This is a genomic window from Rhodococcus sp. T2V (genome assembly GCF_029269925.1).
Classification (GTDB): Bacteria; Actinomycetota; Actinomycetes; order Mycobacteriales; family Mycobacteriaceae; genus Rhodococcus_F; species Rhodococcus_F koreensis.
On sequence record NZ_JARJBD010000014.1, the window covers coordinates 98,654 to 114,172 of the forward strand.

The 15,519-nt window shown below is 69.0% G+C and carries 15 protein-coding genes; 14 read left to right on the plus strand and 1 reads right to left on the minus strand.

From position 1 onward, the window contains the following. Positions 1–35: 35 nt before the first annotated feature. From P3H15_RS14715 to P3H15_RS14730, 4 genes are all read left to right on the plus strand, one after another. Entirely contained in the window at positions 36–269 is a 234-nt protein-coding gene (locus P3H15_RS14715; RefSeq protein ID WP_276137910.1) for a hypothetical protein, read from the plus strand. 11 nt (positions 270–280) lie between these two features. Continuing rightward, positions 281–1,627 (plus strand): ArgE/DapE family deacylase, encoded by a 1,347-nt coding sequence (locus P3H15_RS14720; protein ID WP_276137911.1) that lies wholly within the window; start codon positions 281–283, stop codon positions 1,625–1,627. 69 nt (positions 1,628–1,696) lie between these two features. Continuing rightward, positions 1,697–3,241, plus strand: a complete 1,545-nt coding sequence (locus P3H15_RS14725) for a long-chain-fatty-acid--CoA ligase (protein ID WP_276137958.1) — start codon at positions 1,697–1,699, stop codon at positions 3,239–3,241. Between the two features lie 207 nt (positions 3,242–3,448). After that, positions 3,449–4,759: a TrpB-like pyridoxal phosphate-dependent enzyme gene (locus P3H15_RS14730; protein ID WP_276137959.1), complete on the plus strand. Its 1,311-nt coding sequence runs from the start codon at positions 3,449–3,451 to the stop codon at positions 4,757–4,759. A 45-nt stretch (positions 4,760–4,804) separates the two neighbouring features. Here the strand turns inward: P3H15_RS14730 and zapE are convergent, their stop codons facing one another. Continuing rightward, entirely contained in the window at positions 4,805–5,740 is a 936-nt protein-coding gene (gene zapE, locus P3H15_RS14735) for a cell division protein ZapE (RefSeq protein WP_276137912.1), read from the minus strand. A gap of 128 nt (positions 5,741–5,868) precedes the next feature. Between zapE and P3H15_RS14740 the strand changes: the two genes are divergently transcribed. From P3H15_RS14740 to P3H15_RS14785, 10 genes are all read left to right on the plus strand, one after another. Next, a complete protein-coding gene (locus tag P3H15_RS14740; protein WP_276137913.1) occupies positions 5,869–7,116 on the plus strand; it encodes an aldolase/citrate lyase family protein in 1,248 nt (415 codons plus the stop codon). Between the two features lie 87 nt (positions 7,117–7,203). Then, positions 7,204–8,205 (plus strand): allantoicase, encoded by a 1,002-nt coding sequence (gene alc / locus P3H15_RS14745; protein WP_276137914.1) that lies wholly within the window; start codon positions 7,204–7,206, stop codon positions 8,203–8,205. After that, positions 8,202–9,134 carry an allantoinase PuuE gene (gene puuE / locus P3H15_RS14750; protein WP_276137915.1) on the plus strand — a complete coding sequence of 311 codons (933 nt, stop codon included), beginning with the start codon at positions 8,202–8,204 and terminating at the stop codon, positions 9,132–9,134. The genes alc and puuE overlap by 4 nt, the downstream gene beginning before the upstream one ends. Before the next feature lie 10 nt (positions 9,135–9,144). Continuing rightward, complete coding sequence (locus P3H15_RS14755) at positions 9,145–9,858, plus strand: GntR family transcriptional regulator (protein WP_276137916.1); 714 nt, start codon at positions 9,145–9,147, stop codon at positions 9,856–9,858. A 178-nt stretch (positions 9,859–10,036) separates the two neighbouring features. Continuing rightward, a complete protein-coding gene (locus tag P3H15_RS14760) occupies positions 10,037–11,578 on the plus strand; it encodes an NCS1 family nucleobase:cation symporter-1 (protein ID WP_276137917.1) in 1,542 nt (513 codons plus the stop codon). A gap of 10 nt (positions 11,579–11,588) precedes the next feature. Further along, positions 11,589–12,317, plus strand: a complete 729-nt coding sequence (locus tag P3H15_RS14765) for an aspartate/glutamate racemase family protein (protein ID WP_276137918.1) — start codon at positions 11,589–11,591, stop codon at positions 12,315–12,317. Between the two features lie 74 nt (positions 12,318–12,391). After that, entirely contained in the window at positions 12,392–12,904 is a 513-nt protein-coding gene (uraD, locus tag P3H15_RS14770; protein ID WP_276137919.1) for a 2-oxo-4-hydroxy-4-carboxy-5-ureidoimidazoline decarboxylase, read from the plus strand. Further along, the gene (uraH, locus tag P3H15_RS14775; RefSeq protein ID WP_276137920.1) at positions 12,904–13,233 is read left to right on the plus strand and encodes a hydroxyisourate hydrolase; all 330 of its coding nucleotides are present in this window, start codon (positions 12,904–12,906) and stop codon (positions 13,231–13,233) included. Before uraD ends, uraH begins: the two co-directional genes overlap by 1 nt. A gap of 3 nt (positions 13,234–13,236) precedes the next feature. Next, positions 13,237–14,148 carry a factor-independent urate hydroxylase gene (gene pucL, locus P3H15_RS14780; protein WP_276137921.1) on the plus strand — a complete coding sequence of 304 codons (912 nt, stop codon included), beginning with the start codon at positions 13,237–13,239 and terminating at the stop codon, positions 14,146–14,148. After that, entirely contained in the window at positions 14,148–15,515 is a 1,368-nt protein-coding gene (locus P3H15_RS14785) for an 8-oxoguanine deaminase (RefSeq protein WP_276137922.1), read from the plus strand. The genes pucL and P3H15_RS14785 overlap by 1 nt, the downstream gene beginning before the upstream one ends. Positions 15,516–15,519 lie beyond the last annotated feature (4 nt).

The following is a 15,519-nucleotide window of genomic DNA, read 5'->3' on the forward strand; positions in this document are numbered from 1 at the left end:
CAGCGAAGCACACCCAACCAGAGAGGTTTCACGCGATGAACGCAATCTGTGCAGAACCGACGAATGCGGAGGCCGGCGCCGCGACCCGGCGCGCCTTCGCGGGCACCGCGGCCCTTCTCGTCCGGGCCGTCTCCCGCTCGGTAGCCGCGCTGTACGCCGATCTCCTCCTCGGGGCAGCACTCGTACTGATCGGGATTCTCGCCTTCATCGCGGGTGGTGTGGCGATCGTGCTGGCACCGGCGCCCGCACGCACACCGATCGCGGAATGAGGGAGATCGCAATGTCCCGGCAACCGACAGGAAGAACACAGCTGAACGCCGTCTTCGATGCGGTCGATGCTCTGCGCGACGACATGGTCTCCGTGCTGTCCGACGTGATCGCGATTCCCAGCGTCAATCCCAAATATCCCGGTCAGGTGTATGACGCCGTCGTCGGTGAAGAGGGGCGTGTCAGTGAAGTGCTCGCCGAGATCTACCAGGATGCCGGTGCCGACGTCGAGAAATGGGCAGTCGAGCCGGGGCGGACGAATGCGGTCGGCACGATCTTCGGCAGCGGCGGCCCCGGTCGATCCCTCATATTCAACGGTCACGTCGACGTCGTTCCGCCGGGCAACTCCGACCGGTGGGAATCGGGACCGCCGTTCTCCGGCCGAATCGACGACGACCGCATCTGGGGCCGCGGTGCGAGCGACATGAAAGCCGGGTTGGTGGCGCAAGCCTTCGCGGTGAAAGCCCTTGCCCGCGCCGGAGTTCTATTACAGGGTGACCTGATCATCCAAGCCGTGGTCGGGGAGGAGGTGATGGACCACGAGTGCGGAATCTCGTCCACCCTGGAGCGCGGCTACCGTGCGGACGCCGCGGTGGTCGCGGAACCGAGTGGCCCGACCCGGCTCGGCGTCATTCCGGTCAGTCCCGGCCTGCTGTGGTTCTCGGTCACGGTCGGCGGCAAGACCACCCACTCCTCGATGCGCGGGCAGACCATCCGCGCGGGCGGCGGCGGGTCCAGCGTGGGCGTGAACGCCATCGACAAGGGTTTCCTCGTCTACCAGGCCATTCAGCGTCTCGAGGAGGAGTGGGCGTTCACGAAAACCCATCCGTTGTTCGCCCCGGGACACTTCACCATCCATCCGGGAGTCGTCGCCGGGGGACCTCACGGTGTCCAGGTGCCGTTCTTCTTGTCGGAGTCGATGACCACCGAGTACTGCGTCTGGTATCCACCGCAGGACGACCCGGAGGACGTCAAACGCGAGATCGAAGCCCAGATCGCAGCAATCGCGCAGACCGACGGCTGGCTGCGGGACCACCCGCCCACAGTCGCGTGGAAGCTCAACTGGCCCGCCAACGATCCCGGCGAGGCCGCCGTCGACATCACCGCGGCGGTCTCGGCCGCCCACGTCGCCGCCGCGGGCGACACCCCCTACGCCGGCCCGGCGACGGTCACCGGATTCTGCGCCGTGGAGGACTGCTCCTTCCTCACCCGCGCAGGCGTCCCGGCCATCAGCTACGGCCCCGGTGATCTCCGGGTCTCGCACGCGGACGACGAATACTGCCTGCTCGACGAGGTGCACACAGCCGCGCGAACCTATGCGGCGCTCGCGCTGGACTGGTGCGCACCGGCCACCAGCTGATCGATCGGAACGGCCGAGGCCGCGGCCGTGACCCGGACACCCGACGCCCACTTCCCGAAGGAATCCACGATGTATCTCACCCAATCACTGCACCGCGCGCTTCAGCAGGAGCCCGACCGCATCGCCACGATCTTCCGGGACCGGGTCCGCACGGTCGCCGAGTCGGTCGATCGCATCGCCCGACTCGGCGGGGCGTTGCGGTCACTCGGAGTCCAGGCCGGCGACCGCGTCGCATTTCTCGGTCTGAACTCCGATCGCTACCACGAGTATCTGTTCGCGGTGCCGTGGATCGGGGGCGTGGTCAACCCGGTCAACATCCGGTGGAGCCCCGCCGAGATCGCCTACTCCCTGACCGATTCGGGCACACGTGTCCTGCTGGTCGATGATGCCTTCGCGAAAATTGTTCCAGCGCTTCGGGATCAGGTCGAACACTTGCAGATCGTCATCTTCGCCGGGGAGGGCGAAGTCCCGGACACGGCATTCGGATACGAGGACCTGATCGGGGGCAGTGACGCGGTGGAGGACACGCGGACCGGCGGCGACTCACTGCTGGGTCTGTTCTACACGGGCGGAACAACCGGGCACCCGAAGGGCGTCATGGTGAGCCACGACAACCTCGTCACGTCGGGGCTCGGATCTCTGGCGACCGGCCAGGTGGTCACACACGGCGGGCGGATACTGCACGCCGCCCCGATGTTCCACATGGCCGACATCGCGATGTGGACGATCGGCAATCTCGCCGGTTCCACCCACGTCATCATCCCGACGTTCACCTCCGCCGCCACCCTGAACGCCATCTCCGAACACCACATCACGGATGCATTACTGGTACCGACCATGATCCAGATGCTCGTGGACGACCCGTCGGGGTCCGACATCGACCTCACCAGCATCGAGCACTTCGTCTACGGCGCCTCACCGATCTCCGAAGCACTACTCGACGGTGCCCGCACACTCTTTCCCACCGCCCGATTCACCCAGGCATACGGCATGACCGAACTCTCGCCGATCACCACCCTGCTCGGACCCTCCGACCACGACGACCCGGCCCTGCGCCGCGCAACGGGACGCGCGGTACCCCACGCCGAGGTACGCATCGTCGACACCGAGGACAACGAGGTGCCCCGAGGAACGATCGGCGAGATCGTCGCGCGTGGCGACCACGTCATGCGTGGGTACTGGAACAAACCCGAGGCCACCGCCGACGCTGTGCGGGGTGGTTGGATGCACACCGGCGACGGCGGATACATGGACGACCGCGGATACGTCTTCGTCGTCGACCGTCTCAAGGACATGATCATCACCGGGGGCGAGAACGTCTACTCGGTCGAGGTGGAAAACGCGTTGGCCGAGCACCCCGCGGTGGCGGGGTGTGCGGTGATCGGCGTGCCCGACACCCGCTGGGGCGAGCGGGTGCATGCCGTCGTGGTGGTTCACCCGGGCGAAAAGGCGAGCCCGGACGGATTGCGGGAGCACTGCCGGGAACGAATCGCGGGCTACAAGGTGCCCCGCTCCATCGCGTTCGTCGACGCACTACCGATGTCCGGGGCAGGCAAGATCCTCAAACGGGAACTGCGCACGCCGCACTGGGAGAATGCGCGGGTGCCCGGATGAGCATTCAGGCCCCTGCGGCAAGTCGACGGGTACGATCTGGGCTGTGAACCTGCCGGCGGCTATCTGGTGGCCCTATCGCTGACGGCCACCCGCGTCACCGTGCCGGCCGGCGCCCGCACGGTGATCCAGCAGGCTCATCCGTCGGGGCACCGATTGCAGCGCAGCACGTTCCGGACGCACCCATCGACGAAGGAGAGTTACTCGACCATGTCCCCGGTAACCGGAGCAGAACTGGCTCGTTCATTGGAACCTCTGGGGGTTGCGGTTCCCTCGGCCGTCCCCACTCATTGGTACAACCTGGCGGCGGATCTCCCGGAACCCGTTCCACCGCATCTGCATCCGGGCACTCGCGAGCCGCTGGGACCGGAGGACCTGGCGCCGCTGTTTCCGGCGAGCCTGATCGAGCAGGAGGTCGCGACCGACCGCTACATCGAGATCCCCGAGACGGTTCGAGAGATCTACGGCATGTGGCGCCCGTCGCCGCTGGTGCGGGCTCATCGGCTCGAGCGGGCGCTCGGCACCCCGGCGCGGATCTATTACAAGTACGAGGGTGTGAGCCCGGTCGGCTCGCACAAGCCGAATACGGCTGTCGCGCAGGCCTACTACAACGCCCTCGAGGGCACCACCAAGCTCACCACCGAGACCGGCGCCGGCCAGTGGGGCGCGTCGTTGTCGTTCGCCGGTGCGCTGCTCGGTCTCGACGTCGAGGTGTGGCAGGTCCGCGCGTCCTACGACGCGAAGCCCTACCGCCGGCTCCAGATGGAGGCGTACGGCGGCATCTGCCATCCGTCGCCGTCCGACCTCACCGAGGCGGGCCGGGCGATTCTCGCCGAGCACCCCGACACGACGGGTTCGCTGGGCATGGCGATCAGCGAGGCCGTCGAGGTGGCCGCCCAGGACCCGCGCGCGCACTACTCGCTGGGCAGTGTGCTCAACCACGTCATGCTCCACCAGACCGTGATCGGCCAGGAAGCGATGGCCCAGCTGGAGGAGGCGGGCGAGCCGGTCGCGCACACGGTATTCGGTTGCGCCGGCGGCGGTTCCAACCTTGCGGGTCTGACCTTCCCGTTCCTCGGCCGCAACTTGCGCGAGGGCACCACCACCCGCCTCGTCGCGTGTGAGCCGGCGGCCTGCCCGTCACTCACGCAGGGCGAGTACCGCTACGACTTCGGCGACGTCGCCGGTCTGACTCCGCTGTTGAAGATGTACACACTCGGCAACGACTTCGTTCCACCCGCGATCCACGCCGGCGGCCTGCGGTACCACGGCATGTCGCCGATGGTCTCGCACGCCGTCGCCCTCGGACTGATGGAGGCGACCGCGATCGAACAGGACGACGCACTCACCGCGGGCCTGCTGTTCGCCCGCGCCGAAGGCATCATTCCCGCGCCGGAATCCACGCACGGTGTGGCCGCGGCCATCGCGCACGCCCGCACGGTCACCGAACCGGAGGTCGTGGTCATCGGACTGTCCGGCAACGGCCAGCTGGATCTGCCCGCGTACAGCCGGTACGTCTGATCGATCCATGACCGCCCAGGCAGACCACCGGGTCGGCCTCGGCGGTCACCGGTTCAGCGCCGACAATCGGCTCACCAGGCGGTCGACGTCGAGGGTGCCCGCGAGTCCGCTGAACATGCCCTCCCACGGCGCGTCCGCCAAGACGGTCAGCGCGGTGCCGCGGTCGTACAGCACGTCGACGACGTTCGCGAACCGTCGCACGGTGTCCGTGCCGGCCTCCCGCAGCCGGGGCACACCGGTGATCACCCAGCAGCCGTACCGCTCGGACAGGTCGAGGTAGTCGGCGGGCGCGGTCGGGGTACCACACAGCGCCGCGAACTCGAACCAGACCGTCCGGTCGCGTACCGCCGCTGCCGTCACGGACCGCGTGCCGACGGTCAGGGCGACCCGCTCGGACGGGGCCGGAACCTCCACTTCGGACGCATTGACGAAACGGCCGGCAGCGAATCCGGCATCCCGCGCTCCCGCGGTGCGGTAGTCGACGGGTCCGGCCACCCTCACGACGGTCAGATTCTGCTCCAGCACGGTGATCGTCGGCGCGAACAGGTGATGGAAGAGCGGGTTGGGCAGCAGGCCTTCGGGCGGATAGTTCGACGTCACGACCAGCGTGATGCCGCGGGCGAATAGCGCCTTCAGCAGCCGCGCCACCAGCATCGCGTCCCCGACGTCGTGGAGGTGGAACTCGTCGAAGCACAGCAGCCGGACGTCGCCGAGCGCCGCGTCGATCGCGAGGTCGATGGACCCCAGCGCGTGCGTGTCGGCGTGGAGGCCCCGGAAGAACGAGTGAAAGTGCACGCGCCGTTTCGGGACCTCGGAAGCCGCGTGGAAGCGATCCAGCAGCCAGGTTTTGCCACGTCCGACGGGCCCCCACAGGTACACGCCGCGAACCCCGGGTCTCCCCTGCGCCAGGCCGTCGGCGGTCTCGTCCAGGACTGCCGCGGCCGAGCGCTGCGCGTCGTCCAGCAGAACCTCTACATCCACGGAAGGAGACACTACGAACGGAGGGTCTCGGGCGACAAGCAGATGTGAGGAGGGAGACTGCGCGGCGCGACGGCCCGAAGCAGGCAAGTGAGGCGACGAGAAGCCCGCATTTCTGCGAAGATCGTGACGTGAACCCCCAGTACCTCAGCCGTCTCCCCGACAGCGGTTTCGACCGCGTCGACGCACTCCTCGCGCCCGTCGACGACGACCTCGCGGCGGCGTTTCCGGGTGATCGGCAGCAACCGCAGCCCATCCACACCGTCTACGTGAGCGCGGCGGACGCCGGCCCGGACACCCCGAGGGTGTGGGGTGAGCAGGCTGTCGAACTGCTGGACAGGTACGCCGAAGCACTGTCCGAAATCGGCACGACCGGTGCACTTCCCGACGTGCGCGCGACGCTGGGGCGCAGTCCGATCCAGGATCTGCGGATCGACTTCGAGGACGGCTACGGCTGGCGGAGCGACGACGTCGAGGACGCGGCCGCACTGGAGACGGGTCGCACGCTGCGACAGCTGTCGTCCGACCTGTCCGGACCGCGGTCGCTGGGGATCCGCGCGAAGGGCCTGGCGCCGCACGAGCGCCGCCGCGGCATCCGCACGCTCGAACTCGTCCTCGAAGGCGCGGGTGGGGTTCCCGACGGCTTCGTGTTCACCGTGCCGAAACTGCGTGCAGCCCAGCAGGTCACCGCCGTCGTCGCGTTGTGCGAGGAACTGGAGAGCGCGTACGGGCTCCCCGACGGGTCGCTGCGCTTCGAGTTGCAGATCGAGAGCCCGCAGGCCGTCCTCGGTCCGGACGGCACCGTGACCGCCGCGAAGGCGATCCAGCTCGCGGAAGGTCGCTGCACCGGATTGCACTACGGCACTTACGACTACAGCGCGGCCTGCGGAATCGCCTCCCGGTTCCAGTCGCTCGAGCACCCGGTGGCCGACCACGCCAAGTCCGTGATGCTGGTGGCGGCGGCGCAAACCGGGGTGTGGGTGTGCGACGGATCCACCCAGGTGGTCCCGCAGGGCAGCGACGAGGAGATCCGCGCGGCACTCGCCCGGCACTACCGGCTCGTCACCCGTTCGCTCGAACGCGGGTACTACCAGGGATGGGACATGCATCCCGGGCATCTGGTCACCCGCTGGCTCGCGACGTTCGACTTCTACCGCGACGCCCTGCCCGCCGCGGCCACCCGCCTGCAGGCCTACCTCGACCGCCAGGGCGGCGGGGTGATGGACGAACCGGCCACCGCGCAGGCCCTCGCGACGGTGGTGCTGCGCGGGCTGGCGTGCGGAGCGTTCGACGAGGACGCGGTCCGCGCGCAGGCCCCGGGATGCACGGTGGACACGCTCCGCGACCTCCTCACCCGGGCGGTGGTTCCGGAGATCTGAGCGCCTCCTCGCCCACGAGGACCACCCGCACCACCCCCTCCGAGGTCCTACACTGGCCCCACGCCCGATCAGGAGGTACCAGCACCCGTGACCCCGAACGCCTTGACCCCGCCCAGCTTCCGGAGTCTGCCGGACCTGGCCGTACGCACCCTCGGCGGCGCCGTCGTGTGGGCCAACGACGAGCTGTTCGCCGAGCGGGAGAACCTCATCCGCCCGACGGCCGCCGTGTACCAGCCGGCGACGTTCGGGCACAAGGGTCAGGTGTACGACGGCTGGGAGACCCGCCGTCGCCGGGTGGCGGGCACGGACGAGGCGATCGTCCGGCTCGGGGTTCCCGGTGTGGTGCGCGGCGTCGTGGTCGACACCGCATGGTTCAAGGGCAACTTCCCGCCGGAGATCTCCGTGCAGGCCGCGGCCGTCGACGGCTACCCGTCCGCCGACGAACTGGTCGCCGCCGACTGGACCACGATCGTCGAGCGCAGCCCCGTTCAGGGTGACACCGAGAATCCGTTCGCGGTCGACTCCGGCGCACGGTGGACGCACGTGAAGCTCACGATGCACCCGGACGGCGGTGTCGCCCGGCTCCGGGTGCACGGCGAGGGCCGTCCCGACCCCCGTTTCCTCGACGCGGGCCCCGTCGATCTCGCGGCGCTCGAGAACGGCGCCCGAGTCACGTCCTGTTCCAACATGTTCTACGGGTCGCCGCAGAACATGCTGCTCCCCGGTCTCGCCCGGGTGATGGGCGACGGCTGGGAGACGTCCCGCCGCCGCGACGACGGCAACGACTGGGTCGAGATCCGGCTCGCCGCCCAGGGCACGGTGTCGCTGGCCGAACTCGACACCTCCTACTTCCTCGGCAATGCCCCCGGCGAGGCGAGCCTCCTCGGCCGGGACGGCGACGGCGACGGCGAGTGGACGGAACTGCTGCCGCGGACGCGCCTGCAGCCCGACACGAGGCACCGCTTCGTCATCGACAGCGACCGGCCCGTCACGGAGGCCCGGCTCGACATCTTCCCGGACGGCGGCATGGCGCGGTTGCGGTTGTGGGGTTCCCTGACCGAGGCGGGTCGGGCAGGGTTGACGGCATGACCCACGGTTTCGACGACAGCTATCCACGTGACCTGGTCGGATACGGGCCGCACCCGCCCGATCCGCAGTGGCCGGGCGGCGCAAAGATTGCCGTCCAGTTCGTCCTCAACTACGAGGAGGGCGCCGAGAACAACGTCCTCCACGGCGACGACGCGTCGGAGACGTTCCTGTCCGAGATGGTCGGTGCGCAGCCGTTCCCGAACCGGCACATGAGCATGGAATCGATCTACGAATACGGTTCCCGCGCCGGACTGTGGCGGGTGCTCCGGGCGTTCGAGCGGCGCGGACTGCCGCTCACGATCTTCGCGGTGGCCAAGGCCATGCAGCGGAACCCGGAGGCCGTCAGCGCCTTTCGCGAACTCGGTCACGAGATCGCCTGCCACGGCCTGTGGTGGAAGTCGTACCAGCTGTCCGACGAGGACGCCGAACGCAGGGACCTGGCCGAGGCGGTGGAGATCCTGCGGGACCTCACCGGCGAGGCGCCGCTGGGCTGGTACACCGGCCGCGATTCCCCGGTCACGAGGCGACTGGTGGTCGAGCACGGCGGCTTCGAGTACGACTCCGACTCGTACGCCGACGACCTGCCCTACTGGGTGAAGGTCGACGCCCCCGGGAAGGGCCTCGTCGACCACCTGGTGGTGCCGTACACCCTCGACACCAACGACATGCGGTTCGCGTCGCCCGGCGGTTTCCCGAGCGGCGAGCAGTTCTTCGCGCACCTGCGAGATGCCTTCGACGTTCTGTACGCGGAGGGCACGGCCGGGGCGCCGAAGATGCTGTCCGTGGGTCTGCACTGCCGCATCGTCGGCAGGCCCGCCCGCACCGCGGCGCTGGAGCGTTTCCTCGACCACGTGCAGTCCCACGACGACGTCTGGGTCGCCCGCCGCATCGAGATCGCCCGCCACTGGCGCGCCGTCCACCCGGCCTGAGGACGGCCCGATGCCCCCGCGAAGACCGTCCTTGCTGGTCACGAACCTGGCCAACCGGGATCCCGGCAGCTCGCAGACCGTGATCCTGGAGGAACTGCGCCGGGTGATCCTCAGCGGCGGCGCCCCGCCGGGCACCCCGATTCCGGTGGACGAGGTGGCCGAGCATTTCGGTGTCAGCCGCATCCCGATCCGGGAGTCGCTGAAGACGCTGATCGGCGAGGGTCTCGTCGATCACCGGGCCAACGCCGGGTACACCGTCGCCCGGCTGACCGTCGACGAACTCGAGGAGCTCTACCTGGTGCGGGGCGTCCTCGAGTCGGCGGCGCACTCGGTGGCCATCACCCTGGCCGACGAGGCCGACGACACGAGGGCCCGGGAGACGTACGCGGCGCTCGACCGCGCGGTTCTCGAGGACGACCTGACCGCGTACCACCGGGAGAGCCGCAACTTCCACCTCGCCCTGGCGTCGCCGTGCCGGATGCAGCGGCTGCTGCACATGTTCGAGGCGGCGTGGAACATCACCGAGCCGGTGCAGCCGATGTCGCAGGTCGACACCCCGGAGCGGCTGCGGCTGCACCTCGGACACCGCGACATGCTCGCGGCGTTCCTCGCCCGGGACGCCGCCGCGCTGAAGGCGGCCACCGATCGGCACAACGAACAACTCGACACGGTGATCGCCGCCCTGCCCACGGACACCGGAATCTTCCGGGACACGCCCGGGTAGGCCGCGCGGCAAGATATATTCTCGGCCCGACCGGGCGCCCGCGAGAATATATCTTCGCCGTCACAGTCAGGAAATATCCGAAAACTACTTTTGCTCCCAGCGCTTCGGTGGTGTGCTTTTCACCGAGGCACCCTCACGTCGAAGCAGTCGTCTCCGGACTGCACCAGGGAGCAAAACGATGACTCAGACAGCGCCCTCCTCCTCCGAAGGGGAAACCGTCCCCGGTGCACACCTGGCCGGCGCCGGGCTGATCAAACCCGGCTACCACCCGCGACTGACCAACGACGACCTCGCGCCGCTGAAGACCCAGTCGTGGTCGTCGTACAACATCTTCGCGTTCTGGATGTCCGACGTGCACAGCGTCGGCGGATACGTCACCGCGGGCAGCCTGTTCGCGCTCGGGCTGACCAGCTGGCAGGTCCTCGTCGCCCTCGTGGTCGGCATCGCGATCGTCAACGTGTTCGCGAACCTGGTGGCCAAACCCAGCCAGGTCACCGGTGTCCCCTACCCGGTCATGTGCCGCAGCGCCTTCGGCGTCCTGGGCGCGAACGTCCCGGCCGTCATCCGCGGCCTCATCGCGGTGGCCTGGTACGGAATCCAGACCTACCTGGCGTCGCACGCGTTCGTGATCCTCGGTCTGAAGATCTGGCCGGGCCTGGCGCCCTGGGCGGACGTGCACGAGCACGGATTCCTCGGACTGTCGGCGCTCGGCTGGGCCGGGTTCATGACGATGTGGGTCCTGCAGGCGCTGGTCTTCTGGCGCGGCATGGAAAGCATCCGCAAGTTCATCGACTTCTGCGGCCCCGCCGTCTACGTCGTGATGTTGATGCTCGCCATCTACCTGATCAGCGAGGCCGGCTGGTCGAACATCAGCCTGAACCTCGGCGAAGTGAACTACACCGGCTGGTCGGCGGTGCCCGTGGTACTGGGCGCGATTGCCCTTGTCGTGTCGTACTTCTCGGGCCCGATGCTCAACTTCGGCGACTTCTCCCGGTACGGAAAGACGTTCGCCGCGGTCAAGCGCGGCAACTTCCTCGGCCTCCCGGTGAACTTCCTGTTCTTCTCGATCCTCACCGTCGTCACCGCGTCGGCGACCCTGCCCGTGTACGGCCGCCTGATCACCGATCCGGTCGAGACGGTCGCGCAGATGGACAACCTGTTCGCCGTCGTCCTCGGCCTGCTCACCTTCATCGTCGCCACCATCGGCATCAACATCGTCGCCAACTTCGTGTCCCCGGCCTTCGACTTCTCGCACGTCAGCCCGCAGCGCATCAGCTGGCGCACGGGCGGAATGATCGCCGCCGTCGGATCCGTCCTGATCACCCCGTGGAACCTGTACAACAACCCGGAGGTGATCCACTACACGCTCGAGACACTCGGCGCCTTCATCGGGCCGCTGTTCGGAATCCTCATCGCGGACTACTACCTGGTGCGCAGGCAGCGGATCATCCTCGACGACATGTTCACCATGTCGCACGACGGAACATACTGGTACAAGAAGGGTTACAACCCGGCCGCGATCATCTCCACCGTCGTCGGCGCGCTCGTCGCGATGGTTCCCGTGATCCTCAAGGCCCAGCCGTTCGGACTCGACGTGTGGGGCATGGCCGGCGCCGCCCAGTACTCGTGGTTCCTGGGCATGGGCATCGGATTCCTCTGCTATTTCGCGCTGTCCACCGGCGCGCGTCGTGCGCACCGCACGGCCCCGGCCGAGGTGTAGGTCGAGGAACGTGCACATCAAGATCGTCAATCCCAACACCACCCGGGCGATGACCGACAAGATCGGCGACTGCGCCCGCTCCGTCGCCGGGCCCGGGACGCTTGTCGAAGCGGTGAGCCCGCAGATGGGCCCCGCCTCGATCGAGAGTCATTACGACGAAGCACTCAGTGTCCCCGGGCTTCTCGAGGAGATCGCGCGCGGCGAGGAGGCCGGCGTGGACGGGTACGTGATCGCCTGCTTCGGCGACCCGGGCCTCGACGCGGCCCGGGAACTGGCCTCCGGCCCCGTGCTCGGCATCGCCGAGGCGGCCATGCACACCGCGAGCTTCCTCGGTCGCGGGTTCAGCGTCGTCACCACACTGAGCCGCACCCGGGGGCGGGCGTGGGAACTCGCCGAACGGTATGGCATGCAACGCTTCTGCCTCGGGGTGCACGCATGCGAGATCGCCGTCCTCGACCTCGACCGCGACCCGGACGCGGTGAAGGTGATCACCGAGGCCTGCCGCGTCGCCCTCGACCGGGACGGTTCGGACGCGATCGTGCTGGGCTGCGCGGGCATGGCGGACCTGTGCGCGGTCGTCTCGGCGGAACTCGGCGTGCCGGTGGTCGACGGCGTGGCAGCCGCGACCCTGATGGTGCAGTCCCTCGTGACGCTCGGTCTGCGGACCGGCGCGCGCGGCGAGTTCGCGGCTCCCCTGCCCAAGAAGTACACCGGACTGCTCGAGGGTTTCGGTCGCTGACCCCGAATGGCTGCGCCCTGTGCGCCATAGTGGTAGCCAGAGGTACCGAAAAGGCGCACGAGCGAGGAGCCGTCATGACCGAACCGCCCGGCCTGATCGCGTTCAACGCACTGAGCGACGCGCGGGCCGCCGACCTGCTGGTGCAGTGCTGCGCGTCGACGGTGTGGGCGCAGCGGATGGCCGCCGGCCGGCCGTTCCCGTCCGCCGACGCGCTGCACACCGCCGCCGACGACGTCCTGGCCGACCTGACCGAGTCCGAGGTCGACGCGGCCCTGGCCGGTCATCCGCGGATCGGCGACCGCGCGGACAACCCGTCGTCGGCCCGCGAACAGTCGGCGGTCGCGTCCGCCGACGACGACGTCCGCGCGCGCCTGCGGTCGGGCAACGAGGAGTACGAGCAGAAGTTCGGGCACGTCTACCTGGTGTGCGCGTCGGGTCGGTCGGCGCAGGAACTGCTCGACGTGCTGCACGCGCGTCTCGGCAACGACGCCGCGACGGAGCGCAGGATCCTGCGGACCGAACTGGCCGCCATCAACCGGTTGCGCCTGGAACGCCTTCTCGGCGAGATCGGAGACACGGTCCCCTGATGTCCAAGATCCTGAGCACCCACGTGCTGGACGCCACCGACGGCACACCCGCAACGGGGGTGCAGGTGCAACTGGTGTCCCCGGACGGCGAGGTCCTCGCGAGCGCGACGACCGATTCGGACGGCCGCATCGCCGAGATCGCGCCGGACGATCTGACCGCGGCCACCTATTCGCTGGTCTTCGCCACCGGCGAGTACTTCGCCGCCCGCGGCCGGGAGACGTTCTACCCGGAGGTGACCGTCACGTTCGTCCTCGACGACCCGCAGCGGGGGTATCACGTCCCGTTGCTGTTGTCCCCGTTCGCCTATTCCACCTACCGCGGGAGCTGAAGAATGACCGACCTCACCGGCGCCATCGTCCTGGGCGAGCACCAGTACGGCAAGGCCGAGAACCGCATCGTGCGGATCTACCGCGACACCCCGCGGCACGAAATCCGGGACGTGAGCGTGTCGACGTGCCTGCGCGGCGACTTCTCGGCCGCGCACCTCGCCGGCGACCAGAGTTCGGTGCTGCCCACCGACACCCAGAAGCAGACGGCGTACTCCTACGCAAAGGAGAAGGGACTCGACTCCATCGAGGAGTACGGGCTCACGCTGGCACGGCACTTCGTGGACGACGTGGCCCCGGTCGAGGGTGCCCGCATCGAGATCGAGGAGTACGCCTGGCAGCGGGCGGTGGTCGACGGGGCGGAACACGACCACACCTGGGTGCGCAAGGGCGAGGAGGTGCGCACCGCGGCGATCACCGTCGACGCCGACGGCACGTGGGTGGTCGGCGGGCTGAAGGATCTGGTGATCCTCAAGTCCACGGGCAGCGAATTCTTCGGATTCCTGAAGGACGAGTACACGATCCTCGAGGAGACCCACGACCGGGTGATGGCGACGTCGCTGGTCGTGCAGTGGCGGTTCGTCACCACCGACGTGGACTGGAACAGCGTCTACGCCGGCATCAAGGAGCAGATCGTCGCGACGTTCGCGACCGTCCATTCGCTCGCCCTGCAGCAGACGCTGTACGAGATCGGCAAGGCGATCCTGGAGCGCTACCCCATGCTCGCGGAGGTGCGCCTGTCCGCGCCGAACAAGCACCACTTCGCCCACGACCTCGCGCGTTTCGGCGTGGAGAACGACAACGAGGTCTTCCACGCCGCCGACCGCCCGTACGGCCTGATCCAGGCCACGGTGCAGCGTTCCGACGCCCCGGACCCCGGGCCCGCGTGGTCCGCGTACGCGGGGTGGCTCAGCTGATGTCCGACGTCCCCGGCGCGGTCGTCGTCGCCGGCGCGTACGTCGCCACGGTCGACACGTCGGGTACCGAGCATCCGGACGGCTACGTCGTCGTGCGGGGCAACCGCATCGTCGACGTCGGTGCCGGTCCCGCGCCGGTGATCGAGGGCGCACGGGTCGTCGACGGACGCGGCTGCCTGCTGACACCCGGACTGGTGAACACCCACCACCACTTGTACCAGTGGATCACCCGCGGGCTCGCCGCCGACGACAACCTGTTCGGCTGGCTGACCACCCTCTACCCGATCTGGGCGGGCATCGACGCCGACGCCGTCCGGACCGCGGCCACCGGCGGTCTCGCCTGGCTGGCGAAACACGGGTGCACGACCACCACCGACCACCATTACGTCGTGCCCCGCGACGGCGGCGACGTGTTCGGCGCCGAGATCGAGGCCGCGCGGACCGTCGGTCTGCGGTTCCATCCCAGCCGGGGGTCGATGGACCTCGGCCACAGCCGGGGCGGGTTGCCACCGGACTCCGTGGTGGAGCGTCTCGACGACATCCTGACCGGCACCCAGGACGTCGTCGACCGCTGGCACGACCCGGCGCCCGACTCGATGCTGCGGGTCGCGGTGGCGCCCTGCTCCCCGTTCTCCGTCACCGCCGACCTGCTGACCGAGGCCGCGGCCCTCGCCCGGTCCGCCGGCGTGCGACTGCACACCCACCTCGCGGAAACCGTTGACGAGCAGGACTTCTGCCTCGACCGGTTCGGCTGCACCCCGGTGCAGTACCTGCAGCGACTCGGCTGGGTGGGCCCCGACGTCTGGTACGCCCACGCCGTCCACCTCGACGACGTCGCGATCACCACCCTGGCCGGCACCGGCACGGGTGTCGCCCACTGCCCCACGTCCAACGCCCGCCTCGGCGCCGGGATCGCCCGGGCCCGGGACCTCCACGCGGCCGGGGTTCCGCTGGGGCTCGGTGTCGACGGCGCCGCCAGCAACGAGGCCTGCAACATGCTCGAGGAGGCCCGCCACGCCGTGCTGTTCGCCCGGGCCCGCGGCGGCCCGCGCGAGATGACGGTGCGCACCGCGCTGGAACTCGCCACGCTCGGCGGGGCCCGGGTGCTCGGCCGGGACGACGAACTCGGCTCCCTCGAACCCGGCAAACTGGCCGACCTCGCGCTGTGGCGGGTCGACACCCTCGCGCATTCCGGCATCACCGACCCGGTGGCGGCGCTCGTCCTCGGGGCCACCGCGCCGCTGGAGTTACTTCTGGTGAACGGGCGCGCCGTCGTCGAGCGTGGAAGAGTGATCACCGTGAACGAGGACGACGTCGCCGCGGAGGTCGAGCAGGCCCACCGGGCCCTGGTGCGCAAGGCGGGGTGAGACC

Excerpts from the sequence above, each read along its gene's own strand:
- P3H15_RS14715 (WP_276137910.1), top strand. The coding sequence starts at position 36 with ATGAACGCAATCTGTGCAGAACCGACGAATGCGGAGGCCGGCGCCGCG.
- P3H15_RS14720 (WP_276137911.1), top strand. The coding sequence starts at position 281 with ATGTCCCGGCAACCGACAGGAAGAACACAGCTGAACGCCGTCTTCGAT.
- P3H15_RS14725 (WP_276137958.1), top strand. The coding sequence starts at position 1,697 with ATGTATCTCACCCAATCACTGCACCGCGCGCTTCAGCAGGAGCCCGAC.
- P3H15_RS14730 (WP_276137959.1), top strand. The coding sequence starts at position 3,449 with ATGTCCCCGGTAACCGGAGCAGAACTGGCTCGTTCATTGGAACCTCTG.
- puuE (WP_276137915.1), top strand. The coding sequence starts at position 8,202 with ATGACCCACGGTTTCGACGACAGCTATCCACGTGACCTGGTCGGATAC.
- P3H15_RS14755 (WP_276137916.1), top strand. The coding sequence starts at position 9,145 with ATGCCCCCGCGAAGACCGTCCTTGCTGGTCACGAACCTGGCCAACCGG.
- P3H15_RS14760 (WP_276137917.1), top strand. The coding sequence starts at position 10,037 with ATGACTCAGACAGCGCCCTCCTCCTCCGAAGGGGAAACCGTCCCCGGT.
- uraD (WP_276137919.1), top strand. The coding sequence starts at position 12,392 with ATGACCGAACCGCCCGGCCTGATCGCGTTCAACGCACTGAGCGACGCG.
- uraH (WP_276137920.1), top strand. The coding sequence starts at position 12,904 with ATGTCCAAGATCCTGAGCACCCACGTGCTGGACGCCACCGACGGCACA.
- pucL (WP_276137921.1), top strand. The coding sequence starts at position 13,237 with ATGACCGACCTCACCGGCGCCATCGTCCTGGGCGAGCACCAGTACGGC.
- P3H15_RS14785 (WP_276137922.1), top strand. The coding sequence starts at position 14,148 with ATGTCCGACGTCCCCGGCGCGGTCGTCGTCGCCGGCGCGTACGTCGCC.